Below are 12,740 nucleotides of genomic sequence, written 5' to 3' on the forward strand. Positions count from 1 at the left end.
ACCGCTGATGCTGCATCCTGGCCGATAGTCTGAGGATATGCGGGCGGAGTACGTGGAGGCGGTTTTGGCGGTGGTTGACCTCATCCCGGCCGGCTCGGCGGTGGCTTACGGGGACGTCGCTGAACTCCTGGGGGCCGGAGGGCCGCGGCAGGTGGGGTCCGTGCTGAGCCATTACGGCAGCGGCGTTCCGTGGTGGCGGGTGCTGCGGGCCAGCGGACTGGCCCCCGACGGGCATGAGTCCGAAGCCCTCGGACACTACCTGCAGGAGGGCACGCCCCTGCGCGGCGACTATCGCGGGTATGCGCGGACGGGCGAGGGCCGGTGGCGGGTGGATCTGGCCGCTGCGCGGTGGGCCCCGTCCGACGCCGATTTCGATGCCCTGGACGTGATTGCCGAGCGGCTGGAAGCTTCGCTGCGAACAATGTCAGTGCCGGATGATGGAATGTCCGTGTGACCGCAACACTCGATCAGACCGCCGACCCGGCTTCAGTCCACCCGGCATCCGCCCTTACTTCGGAACGGGACCGCGGCGACTCTTTCTCCGCCTCACCATTCCCGCTCACCGGTCTTCGTTTGCTGCCCCCGCGCCAGGTGCACTCCCGCGTTCCGGTCCTGACGCCGGACCAGTTGGCCGCCGTCGAAGTGCCCCAGGGATCCGGCCCGGTGCTGGTTCCCGGAGCGCCCGGCACCGGAAAATCCACCGTGCTCATCGAGGCAGCCATCCGCCGGGTGGAGGCGGACGGGGTGGACCCCGAGCGGATCATCATACTCGCCCCCGGACGGCTTGCGGCCGACACCCTCCGTGACCGGTTCACCGCCAGGCTGAACCGCAGCCTGAGCACCACGCCGGCCCGCACCTGGGCAGCGTATGCCTTCAACCTCATCCGCCGTGCCAAGGCAGAGGGGCTCCTGCCGCTGTCCAAGGCACCGCGGCTCCTCTCCGGCCCCGAGCAGGACCTCATCATCAAGGAACTGCTGGAGGGCCACTCCCTGCCAGGCCTTGGGCTGCCCTGGCCCGATGACCTCACGGCGGCCCTGCCCACGCGGGGGTTCCGGCACGAGGTGCGCCAGCTTTTCGACCGGATTACAGAGACGGGCCGCACGTCCGAGGACCTCGCCGGCCTGGGCCGCTCCTGCGGACGGCCGGACTGGATTGCCGCTGCAGCGCTGTATGCCGAGTACCGCGACGTCCTGGATTTGCGCATGCCCGAGGCCTTCGATCCCGCGGGCATCATCACCGCGGCCCGCCAGCTCTTCCAGGATTTCCCGGACTTCCTCGCGGCGGAACGCGACCGGCTCCAGCTGGTTCTTGTGGACGACATCCAGGAGGCCAACCCGGCCGTCTTCGAACTCCTGGCTGATGTGGCCGCCGGCAAGGATGTCTACGTGACGTCCGCGCCGGACACGGTGGTGCAGGGGTTCCGTGGAGCGCGGCCGGATCTCGTGGCAGAGCTCCCTGGTCTTTTGGGCGGCGAGGAGCGGACGGTCCTTGAGAAGCCGCTGACCCACGCCCACCGCCATCAGCCTGCCGTGGCCCGGGCCTGGCTCGGGGTCGCGGACCGGATCTCCCTCCGGTCCGGGGGCCAGCTCGCCCGCCGCCTGGACCCGGTTGGCGCCGGCGCTGCCGACATTGCCGGGGAACCCGGTACTACTGCTTTGGGCAATACCGCTTCAGCTGATGCCGCCCGGCCGGCAGGCGGCGCGGTGGAGGCGCACCTGCTGCCCTCGGCCGTCCATGAGTTGCGGTACGTCGCGCAAAGGATCCTCGAGGCACATCTCAGGGACGGGCGTCCGCTCGAGGACATCGCTGTCATTGTCCGGAACGGCGGCCAGCTGGGCCAGCTGCAGCGCTACCTCTCCGGCCAGGGGATTCCGGTGCGGATTCCGGTGGCTGAGTCCGCCGTACGCGATGAGGTGGCCGTCCGTCCGCTGCTCGACGCCTACGCGGTGGCCCTGGATCCGGCGGTCCTCACGCCCGAATCGGCCGTGTCGCTGCTGACGTCCCGGATCGGCGGGGCGACGTCCCTCGAACTGCGCAGGCTCCGCCAGTCACTGCGGCGGGAGGAGCTGCTGGGCGGCGGCGGGCGCTCCAGTGATTCGCTGCTCGTGGAGGCGCTTTTGGAGCCCGGCGCGCTGGGCTCCCTGGGTATCGAGGCCCGGTCGGCGCGCAGGGTGGCACGGATGATCCAGGCCGGGCGGAAGGCCGTTGGCGAACCCGGATCCAACGCCGAGACAGTGCTGTGGGCCCTCTGGCACTCCACCGGCCTCGCGGCGGCGTGGACGGCTGCTGCCCTTGCCGGCGGACTCGTCGGGGCACGGGCCGACCGGGACCTGGACGCCATGATGGCGCTGTTCCACACGGCCGAGCGCTACGTGGACCAGATGCCCGGTTCCGGCCCAGAACAGTTCCTGGAGTACCTGCTGAACCAGGAACTGCCCATGGACACCCTCGCGGCCCGGGCCCAGGTTGACGATGCCGTGGAACTCATGACTCCTGCCAGCGCCGCTGGCCGGGAATGGCCGTTCGTCATCGTCGCGGGCCTGCAGGAAGGCGTCTGGCCCAACACCCGCCTCCGCGGGGAACTGCTGGGCAGCACACTGTTCGCGGACGCCGTCGAACACGGCGTGGAGTACGCGCTCCAGCTTGGCCCGCTCAGCCGGCTGCGGGAGATCCGCTACGACGAACTCCGCAGCTTTTCCACGGCGGTGTCCCGGGCCAAGGACGTGCTGCTGTGCACCGCCGTGTCTTCCGAGGATGAACAGCCGTCCTCCTTCCTGGACTACGTCGCGCCGCTGCGGCCTGACCAGGAGGGACGCGGCTATACGCCGGTTGAACGGCCGCTGACGCTGCGTGCGCTCGTTGCGGAACTCCGCCAGTACGCCCAGCTGGACGGCAGGCTTGCCGCCGAGGCGGATGAGGCCGTGCGTGTGCTGGCCCGCCTTGCCACGGCCGATCCGCCTGTTCCCGGCGCCCATCCGGACTCCTGGTGGGGGCTGGCGCCGCTGACCTCCGTGGACCGGGTTGTGCCTCCGGGCGGGACCGTCTTCGTTTCGCCATCCAAGGTGGAGTCGGTGCAGAAATCACCGCTGGACTGGTTCATCCAGGCCGCCGGAGGTGAAGCGGCAACGGATTTCGCCCGCAGCCTCGGCACCTTGGTGCACGCCATCGCCCAGGACCTTCCCGATGCCAGCGGCGCAGAATACCTCGCCGAACTTGTCCGGCGCTGGCCGGCCCTGGGCATGAAGGACAACTGGGAGGGCAAACTGGACTTCCGCAGGGCCGAAGCCATGGTCCGGAAACTGGCGCAGTACGTCCTGGTCATGCGCAGCGAAGGGCGGCGACTGGCGGGCGTCGAACAGGACTTCGAGGTGACCCTGCCCGAGCCGGCCGCCGTCACCCGCGCCGATGTTCCGTCCGATGAGGGTCCCCGGTCAGCCGTCCTGCGCGGACAGGTGGACCGGCTGGAGATCGACGCCGAAGGGCGGCTGGTAATCGTTGACCTCAAGACGGGCAAACGGCAGCCGGGCAAGGCCGAACTGGGCAGGCACCCGCAGCTGGGCGCCTACCAAGCGGCGGTCCTGGCCGGCGGTTTTGGCGACGCAGAGGCTTCCGAGGCCGGGGCGCAGCCCGGCGGGGCGGTGCTTGCCCAGCTGGGCACAACCACCAAGACTCCCGGCATCCAGCACCAGGAGCCGCTGGACCCGGGGGACAACTGGGCGATCGAGATGGTGAACGACGCAGCGGCCGTGATGTCCGGCCACGAGTTCGAGGCAAGGCACGATCCCGCCAAGGCCGGTTACGGCGGCCCCGGCTGCCGGCTGCCGGAGGTATGTCCGCTGTGTTCGCGGGGAAAGCAGGTTACCGAATGAGCCGGACGGCAGAGCTGCCCGAGCCCAGATTCAGTCCGGAAGAGTTGTCCGCCCTGCTGGGCGAGAAAAACCTGCCGACGGCGGAACAGTCGGCCATCATCTCTTCACCGCTTGCGCCCCGGCTGGTCATCGCCGGCGCGGGCTCGGGCAAGACGGCCACCATGGCCGACCGAGTTGTCTGGCTCGTCGCGAACGGCTGGGTCAAGCCGGAGGAGGTCCTGGGCGTCACGTTCACCAGAAAGGCCGCCGGTGAACTGGCCAGCCGCATCCGCGCCAAGCTCAGCGCGCTGCAGCGGACGGCCACGGGTGGCGCCGGCGGCAGTGGCGACCCTGGTGCTGCTGCCAACCCTGGAGGTGCTGGGGCAGGCGCGCTGCTCAGCGCCGACGCCCTGGAACCCAAGGTTTCCACCTACCACTCGTTTGCCAGCGGCATCGTCTCCGACTACGGCCTGCGGCTCGGGATCGAGCGGGACGTGGTGCTGCTGGGCGGGGCACAGGCCTGGCAGCTGGCCAGTGAGGTGGTCGAGGCGTTCGACGGCGAATACTCGCATTTCAGGGTGGCCAAGTCCACCCTCGTCAAAGCCGTCATCCAGCTCGCGGGGGAGTGCGCGGAGCACCTCCAGGACCCGGACGGTGTGCAGGGCTGGCTGATGCAGCGGCTCGCCGAGTTCGAGGCTCTGCCGTACGTGGCCGGCGCCAAGAAAAACCCCACCCAGGCCGCCGGCGAACTCGGCGCCATGCTCCGCACGCGGGCAAGCGTGGCCGAGCTCGTGGGGCGGTATGCGGAAGCCAAAAGGGCACGCGGTGCCCTGGACTTCGGTGACCTCGTGGCGCTCGCAGCACGCGTTGCCCGGGAGGTGCCCCTGGCTGCGGAGATGGAGCGCCAGCGCTACAAGGTGGTGCTGCTGGACGAATTCCAGGACACCTCACATGCCCAGCTGGTGCTGTTCTCCAGGCTCTTCGGGGACGGGCACGCCGTCACCGCCGTCGGGGATCCGAACCAGTCCATCTACGGCTTCCGGGGCGCGTCCGCCGGCCAGCTGTTCCACTTTGTCAACGAGTTTCCGGTCTGTGCCGAGGACAGCCAGTCAGGAACGGCGTCCCGGCGTCCAGCCCCCGTTTCGTACCTGACCACAGCCTGGCGGAACGGCCGCAATATCCTGGCCGCCGCCAACCTCATCTCCGCTCCACTCAGCGCCGCCGCGGCACAGGCCGGACCCGCGGGGCAGCGGACCTCCGGTGCGGCCGTGGAGGTGCCTGCACTGCAGCCGAGTCCGGCCGCGGTACAGGGCCGGGTGGTGATTGGCCGTTTTGCCACCGATGAAGACGAAGCAGCGGCGATCGCCAAGGATCTCCTGAGGTTCCGGGCCACTGACTTCGACGGTTCCCCCGCGGAACCCCGCGTCCAGCCTGCCATGGCCGTCTTGTGCCGCAGGCGTGCGCAGATGGAATGCCTCCGCAAGGAGTTCGAAGCCACAGGAATCCCGTACGAGATTGTGGGCCTCGGAGGCCTGCTGGACACTCCCGAAATCGTGGATCTGGTGTCCACACTGCGGGTCCTGGCTGATCCGGGCCGGTCGGATTCGCTGATGCGGCTCCTGGCCGGTGCCCGGTGGAGGATCGGCACCGCCGACCTCATGGCGTTCCGGGACTGGTCCGCGTTTCTGGCCCGTCGCCGCGGCATGGTCGAAAACGGCCGCGGGCCGGGCGCGAACGGCAATCCGGAAACGAACGGTCCGTCGGCCGACGGGGATCCGCAAGGCGCCGACGTCGTCATCGAGGGTGACATCACCGACGCCGCCAGCCTCGTCGAGGCCCTGGACTGGCTCCCCAACGAGGGGTGGACGTCCGCCCAAGGCCGCAGCCTGAGCCCGGCTGCCCGGGAGCGGCTGCAACGCCTGGGCACGGAGCTGCGGCAGCTCCGGACGCTGATGGGGGAGGACCTGACCACCCTGCTGGGCGAGGTGGAACGGGCCATGCTGCTGGACATCGAGGTTGCCGCGAGGCCCGGCCTCAGCATCCACCAGGCGCGGCGGAACCTGGACGCGTTCCAGGACGCCGCGGCCGGGTTCCTGCAGACCTCCCACCGGGTGGACGTCCTGGCCTTCCTTTCATGGCTGGAAGCGGCAGCATCCGAGGAGGGCGGCCTGGACGTGCCGCCCGCGGACGTCAACCACGAGGCCGTGCAGTTGCTGACGGTGCACGCCTCGAAGGGTCTCGAATGGGACGTCGTGTTCGTGCCGGGCCTAAACTCGGGCGCGTTCCCCAGCAGCCGCGACTCAAGGTGGAGCAGCGGTGCCGCTGCCCTGCCCTGGCCCCTCCGCGGCGACCGTGCCGATCTTCCGCAGTGGGACCTGGACCAGCCGGACCAAAAGGGGTGGCTCGACGCCGAGAAGGTCTTCAAGGGAGACGTCCAGGCCCACGGCGAGGCTGAGGAACGGAGGCTGGCCTACGTCGCCTACACCCGCGCCAAGCATGTGCTCTGGGTTTCCAGCGGAGCGTGGGTGGGCGGGCGCGGCGGGATGGCGGAGATGTCGCCATTCCTAGCCGAGCTGGCACCCCTGGCCGAACAGGAAGCTGCGGAAATCCATCCTGCTTCTGTCGATGAGGAATCCCTGCCGCAGGAAAGTCCCCTGGCCCGGGAACTGGAGGTGGCGGCCTGGCCGTATGATCCGCTGGAAGGTCCTGTGGACCCCCGCAGCGGCAACCGGCTCCGGCTTGTGCCGGGACGGCGGGCAGCCATGGACCGTGCCGCGGAACGGCTGCTCAGCGAGATCGCCGCCGTCGAAGCCGGTGTGCCGGGGCTCCCGGCAGGCCAGGGGCTCCGCCCCCAGGCAGCGGGCTGGGAACGCGAGGCTGCCATCCTTCTGGAACGCCGCGCCAGGCGGGCCCGGAGCCGCGACGTGCATCTGCCCGGCCATATCTCGGCATCCACCCTGGTGGACCTGGGGGAGGACCCCGAGGCCGTGGTGCAGCGGCTCAGGAGGCCCGTCCCGCGGGAACCCGGCATGTCCGCGCGCAAGGGCACCGCCTTCCATGCCTGGGTGGAAGAGTACTTCGGAACGGCCGGAATGCTGGATCTCGGCGAAGCACCCGGCTCCGACAACCACATCGACGAGGCCTATGGTCTCGACGACATGGTTGCCACCTTCAAGGACTCCCGGTGGGCACACAGATCGCCGGCCTACGTTGAGGTTCCGGTGGAGACCCGGATCGGCGACGTCGTTGTGCGAGGCCGCATCGACGCGGTGTTCCGGGACGCCGACGGGGGCTGGGACCTCGTGGACTGGAAGACCGGCCGCCGGCCGTCAGCAGGGCAGCTGAAGACCAAGAGCGTCCAGCTGGCCGTCTACCGGCTGGCCTGGGCCCGGCTCAAGGGCGTGCCGCTGGAGGAGGTCCGGGCTGCCTTCTTCTACGTCGCGGACAACCATGTGGTGCGCCCGCACGACCTGGCGTCGGGCGCCGAGCTCGAACGGATCGTTGCCACGGCCCTCGCCGGTTAGTTCGTCTTGGCCTCAACCACCGTGAGGGCGACAGTGGAAGTGTCGGCGCCCGAAGGCTTCGGAGCCGGGCCACCGTCCTGTGCCTCGCCCTGAACCCCGGCAGCTTCAGCATCTGCAGATCCGCCGGCATCCTGTGACGCCTCATCCTTCCGTGCGCCAGCGTCCCCCGCCGCCCCGTCAGCCGGGCCGTCCGCCCCGTCAGCCGGGATGGGCGTCACTTCGACCGGGATGGGCGTCACTTCGACCGGGAGCGGCTTGGCGTCAACCGGGATGGGCGTGACGTGGACGGCGGGCATGGCCTCGGAAATGTCGGTGGCGGCCGGGGCGTCGAGGAGGCCGGGCGCGGCCGGCTCCTGGCCGGTTGGCGGGGCGTCGGGCTTGGCCGGGGGCAGCGGCTCCACGCTGATGGGCTGGCCGCCGTATTCGGCAATATCGTCGGCCAGCGTGGAAAGCATTGCTTCTGCTTCGGCGATCATGCCCGCGTCGGCTGCTGCGATGCCCTTGACGAGGTACTGGGCCAGGGCAAATTCCGCCGAGAGTGCGGCGCGGCGCAGCAGGTGGGTGTCCGGAGCGTCGCGGCGCTTCGCGGTGTAGTGCTTGACCACGGCGTCGACGAATTCGTGCTCATTGGATGCCACGAGCCAGGCGAGGTCGTCGGCGGGGTCGCCGATGCGCAAATCCGTCCAGCCGGTGACGGCCGTGACACGGTTGTCCTCAACCAGCAGGTTGTCCTCGTGCAGGTCGCCGTGGACCACGCAAGGGTTGAACCGCCACAGTGAGACGTCTTCCATGGCGTGCTCCCAGCGGCGGAGCAGGAGGGCCGGGATCTTGCCTGTGGTCGCGGCCATGTCCAGTTCGTTGAGCCTGCGCTGGCGAAACTCGTTGGGCGTGTAGCTGGGCAGGTCGGCGTTGCTGACCAGAGCGCGGGGCAGATCGTGGATGGCGGCCAGCGCCGTGCCGATCTCCTTCGCCAGCTCCTGCGGCCCGGCCGTAAGCTCCTCAACGGTGCGCGTGGCGCCATGCAGATGGGAGTACACGAAGGTGGTCAGGCTCTGCTGCCGGACGGTGCCGGCCACGGTGGGCATGAGGAACGGCAGTTCGGCCCGGATGCCGGGTGCGAACGCGCGCAGTACCAGGAATTCGGTCTCCAGCCTGGTGCTGGCTTCCGCGTGCCGGGGTGAGCGGACGCGCCAGCGTTTGCCCTCGGCGTCCAGAAGGAGAGCCGAATCAAAGTCTGCCGGGTCATCCGGGGCAGAGCTCACGGCGGTCGGGCTCAGTCCGGGGACTGCCGCGGTGGCCACAGCTGCCAGTTCGATTGGTTCTCTTCTCACGGTTCCACGGTAGATTGAGCGGCGTCCAACACAATGATGTGTCGCGGCGAGTCTCGAGATCCGCCTAAATATGGTTGCGCGGGCCAAGTGAAGACTCTCATTCCGGGCCTGCCGGTGCCCTCCCGAAATGTAAATTGTCACTGCGAGTCAGTACGGTGGATACATGAGTCATGCGGAGGCCGCTGTGCCGGTCGGTCAAGCGGCGGGCACCAGCCCGGAAAATCAGCTCCCGGCCGGCGAACTGCCGGCCAACCATCTCTTTGACACCGTGCTGCCGGTCCGGCCCGCAATGGTCAACAGGGGATCGGTTGAGCGGATGAGGCCCGGCCTCATTCCGGACCTGCTGGCGACGGGAACCGCCAGGGCCATGCTCCTCTCCGGCCGGCAGGCGCTGGTCCACGGGGACGCGCTCGTCCTGGCAGAGGCCCGGCCTCTGCTCGACCGGCTCGAGAGGTCGGCCACTGGCCCGGAGCACATCATCTATCTCGGCGCGGCCCTCGGCTCCGCGGACCTTCCCGCAGGAACCGGCGTCCTGCTCTTCATCCTGCCGGAGCCGGTGGAGCCCGGTCCGGCCGGCCTGCCCGCCGGAGCCACCTGGGAAGGCTTCCGGGACGTAGCAGCGCAACTGGATCCGACGCACACCGCACTGTTCGTTGAGGCCAGTGCCATTGCCAACTGGCACGCCACCCACACCCACTGTCCCCGGTGCGGCACCGTCACCAACGTGGAAGCCGGGGGATGGGTCCGGCGGTGCCCGGCCGACAACTCCGAACACTACCCGCGCACGGACCCCGCGATTATTGTCACGGTGGTTGGCCCGGACGGCCGCGTCCTGCTGGGCGGCGGCGGTCCGCTGGACGCCAAGAACTACTCCACATTGGCCGGATTCGTCGAGCCCGGGGAATCCCTGGAACAGGCCGTGGTGCGGGAAATCCAGGAAGAGGTGGGCGTGCGGGTCAAGGCATGCCAGTACCTCGGCTCCCAGTCATGGCCGTTCCCGGCCTCCCTCATGCTCGGCTTTACAGCCGTCACCGACGACACAGAAGCAAAGCCCGACGGCGTCGAGGTCACCAGGGCGCGCTGGTTCAGCCGGGAGGAAGTCCAGGAGGCCGTGCTCAGCGGTGAAATCGTCATCTCCACCAGGCTTTCCATCGCCAGGTCCCTCATCGAGCACTGGTACGGCGGCGTGATCCAGGACCGCCCGGCCGACGACTGACCCTGTACGACCGGCCGGCACAGCACATCTTCTCCAACGCCTCCAAGGCGGAGCAGCCCATCCATCCCCATATAGCAAGCAGCAAGAAGTGACGACAGAAAATCCTGATGGCAACGCCTCCCTGGAAGACCGGATCCTTGGCGGCCTCGACGCGGAGCAGCGGGAAGTGGCCACCACCCTGACCGGCCCGCTCTGCGTGCTTGCCGGAGCAGGCACCGGCAAGACCCGGGCCATCACCCACAGGATTGCCTATGGTGTGCACTCGGGCGTGTACAGCCCGCAGCGGCTGCTGGCAGTCACGTTCACGGCACGGGCGGCAGCGGAAATGCGCAGCCGGCTGCGCGACCTCGGGGTTGGAAACGTCCAGGCCAGGACGTTCCACGCGGCCGCGCTGCGGCAGCTGCAGTTTTTCTGGCCGCAGGCGGTGGGCGGGGCGCTGCCCAACCTGCTGGACCACAAGGCACAGATGATCGCCGAGGCAGCCCGCCGGCTCCGGCTGAGCACCGACCGCGCCTCCATCCGGGACCTCGCGTCGGAAATCGAGTGGGCCAAGGTGTCCATGCTCACCCCTGCCAACTACCTGGAAAACGCACAGGACAGGGGTGCTCCGGGCGGCTTTGACCTCACGGCAGTGGCCCGGGTGTTCCAGGCCTACGAGGACGTCAAGACCGACCGCAACGTCATCGACTTCGAGGACGTCCTCCTGATTACCGTGGGCATCCTGCAGGAAGACCCCAAGGTGGCGGCGACGGTCCGGGAACAGTACCGGCACTTCGTGGTGGACGAATACCAGGACGTTTCCCCGCTGCAGCAGCGACTCCTGGAGCTCTGGCTGGGCGGCCGCAATGAACTGTGCGTCGTGGGTGACGCCAGCCAGACCATTTATTCATTCACCGGAGCGTCCCCGAAGCACCTCCTCGGGTTCAAGGCCCAGTACCCGGACGCAAACGTGGTCAAGCTGGTCCGGGACTACCGGTCCACGCCGCAGGTGGTCAAGCTCGCCAACGACCTGCTGGCCTCGCGCCGGAGCGGGGGACCGGCAGCCGACGCGGCCTGGGCCGCGCCCCTGAAGCTCGTCGCCCAGCGCAACCCGGGACCCCAGCCCCAATTCACGGAATGCACCGACGACGAAGCCGAGGCCGCAACGGTCGCCGGCAAGATCCGCACACTCCTCGACGACGGCGTGCAAGCGAGTGAAATTGCCGTCCTGTTCCGCACCAACGGCCAGTCGGAGGCCTACGAACAGGCTCTGGCATCGGCCGGGATCGGCTACCAGCTGCGCGGCGGCGAGCGGTTCTTCGCGCGGAAGGAGGTCCGGGACGCGATCCTCCAGCTTCGGGCAGCCACGCGTGCCGTGGCCGAGTCCGACCCCCAGCCGCTGGGCCAGCTGGTGCGCGACATCGTCGCGTCACTGGGCTATACCGACACGGCCCCGCACAGCGGCGGTGCCCTGCGCGAACGGTGGGAATCCCTGGCCGCGCTGGTGGCCCTGGCGGACGAGCTGGCGCAGAACCGCGGGCCGCAGTTCGGCCTGGCTGACTTTGTCAATGAGCTTCAGGAGCGCTCCGTCGCCCAGCACGCCCCCACCGTCCAGGGGGTCACGCTGGCGTCCCTGCACGCTGCGAAGGGCCTGGAATGGGACGCGGTCTTCCTCGTGGGGCTGAGCGAGGGGCTCATGCCCATCTCCTTTGCAGACGATCCTGCCGCGGTGGACGAGGAGCGCCGGCTGCTGTACGTCGGCATCACGCGTGCCCGTGAGCACCTGTCCCTCTCCTGGTCCACTGCCCGGACCCCGGGCGGGCGCGCCAACCGGAAGCCGTCCCGCTTCCTCGACGGACTGCGACCCGACTCTGTGGCCAGCTCGGCGGCCCGGGGGAGGGGAACAGCGCCGCGCCGCAAGGCGGCCGCCCCCGCCTCCTGCCGGGTCTGCGGGAGCATGCTGACCAGCGGAGCCGAACGCAAGGTTGGCCGGTGCAGCCAGTGCCCGCCCAGCTACGAAGAGCAGACGTTCAACGCCCTGCGCGAATGGCGCAAGGAGGTCGCGCATTCCGCCGACGTCCCCGCCTTCGTGGTTTTCACCGATGCCACCCTCACCGCCATCGCCGAAGCACGGCCGTCCTCCTTGGAGGAACTGGCCGGGCTCGCCGGCGTTGGCCCGTCCAAACTGGAGCGGTACGGCGAGGCAGTCCTCGCGGTCCTGACGGAAAGCAGCACGCTGTAATGCCCGGAAAACTACAGGCCCCGCCACTGACCACGCACGATGGGGCTCCCGTGGAGGTGCGCCGCTCCGCCCGCCGGCGCCGTACAGTCGCGGCATTCTGGGAGAATGGCACCGCAGTCGTCGCCATCCCCGCCCATTTCAGCAGGGCGCAGGAAGCCGACTGGGTTCACCGGATGCTGGAGAAGCTGCGGACCCAGGGCGAGAAGCGTTCCAGCGGGGCGGGACGGCGGCCTTCCTCGGACGCGGCGCTGGCCGCGCACGCTGCGCAGCTCTCGGCGACGTACCTCGGGGGCAGGTCGGTCCCGACGTCGGTCCGGTGGGTCAGCAACCAAAACTCCCGTTGGGGCTCAGCCACCCCCGCCGACGGGTCCATCCGGCTTTCCGACAAGCTCCGGCCCATGCCGCAGTGGGTCATCGACTACGTGCTGCTGCATGAACTGGCGCACCTGCTGGTGGCCGGACACAACGCGGCGTTCTGGAAGCTGCTGGAGGCGTATCCGGAGACGGAGCGTGCCAAGGCCTTCCTGGAGGGCGTGTCGTTTGCCACGTCGCGCGGCCTCCCCGCCGGCGAGGCGGAATTGGCCCTTTAAAGCCCCCGG

7 protein-coding genes are annotated in these 12,740 nt (G+C 69.3%); 6 read left to right on the forward strand and 1 reads right to left on the reverse strand.

Going from position 1 to position 12,740, the window contains the following annotated elements; translation table 11 throughout:
- Positions 1 to 37: 37 nt before the first annotated feature.
- Genes ACFVTE_RS04955 through ACFVTE_RS04965 form a run of 3 tightly spaced genes read left to right on the forward strand, consistent with a single transcriptional unit; the run spans position 38 to position 7,373 of the window.
- On the forward strand, positions 38 to 454 hold the full coding sequence (locus tag ACFVTE_RS04955; RefSeq protein WP_387097657.1) for an MGMT family protein: 417 nt from the start codon (positions 38 to 40) through the stop codon (positions 452 to 454).
- Positions 451 to 3,870: an ATP-dependent helicase gene (locus ACFVTE_RS04960; RefSeq protein ID WP_387097660.1), complete on the forward strand. Its 3,420-nt coding sequence runs from the start codon at positions 451 to 453 to the stop codon at positions 3,868 to 3,870. Before ACFVTE_RS04955 ends, ACFVTE_RS04960 begins: the two co-directional genes overlap by 4 nt.
- Positions 3,867 to 7,373, forward strand: a complete 3,507-nt coding sequence (locus tag ACFVTE_RS04965) for an ATP-dependent helicase (protein ID WP_387097663.1) — start codon at positions 3,867 to 3,869, stop codon at positions 7,371 to 7,373. The genes ACFVTE_RS04960 and ACFVTE_RS04965 overlap by 4 nt, the downstream gene beginning before the upstream one ends.
- On the opposite strand, the gene ACFVTE_RS04970 is transcribed toward ACFVTE_RS04965, so the two are convergent.
- Positions 7,370 to 8,704 carry a phosphotransferase gene (locus tag ACFVTE_RS04970; RefSeq protein ID WP_387097666.1) on the reverse strand — a complete coding sequence of 445 codons (1,335 nt, stop codon included), beginning with the start codon at positions 8,702 to 8,704 and terminating at the stop codon, positions 7,370 to 7,372. The two genes, ACFVTE_RS04965 and ACFVTE_RS04970, sit on opposite strands and share 4 nt — an antisense overlap.
- A 163-nt stretch (positions 8,705 to 8,867) precedes the next feature.
- On the opposite strand from ACFVTE_RS04970, the gene nudC reads away from it, so the two are divergent.
- The 3 genes from nudC to ACFVTE_RS04985 all read left to right on the forward strand — a co-directional run bounded on the left by nudC (position 8,868) and on the right by ACFVTE_RS04985 (position 12,731).
- Complete coding sequence (gene nudC, locus ACFVTE_RS04975; protein WP_387097669.1) at positions 8,868 to 9,920, forward strand: NAD(+) diphosphatase; 1,053 nt, start codon at positions 8,868 to 8,870, stop codon at positions 9,918 to 9,920.
- 88 nt (positions 9,921 to 10,008) lie between these two features.
- Positions 10,009 to 12,141 (forward strand): ATP-dependent DNA helicase UvrD2, encoded by a 2,133-nt coding sequence (locus ACFVTE_RS04980; RefSeq protein ID WP_387097672.1) that lies wholly within the window; start codon positions 10,009 to 10,011, stop codon positions 12,139 to 12,141.
- Positions 12,141 to 12,731 carry a M48 family metallopeptidase gene (locus ACFVTE_RS04985; protein WP_387097675.1) on the forward strand — a complete coding sequence of 197 codons (591 nt, stop codon included), beginning with the start codon at positions 12,141 to 12,143 and terminating at the stop codon, positions 12,729 to 12,731. The genes ACFVTE_RS04980 and ACFVTE_RS04985 overlap by 1 nt, the downstream gene beginning before the upstream one ends.
- The last annotated feature ends 9 nt before the right edge of the window (positions 12,732 to 12,740 follow it).

It is taken from the genome of Arthrobacter sp. NPDC058097 (assembly GCF_042884885.1).
Lineage (GTDB): Bacteria > Actinomycetota > Actinomycetes > Actinomycetales > Micrococcaceae > Arthrobacter.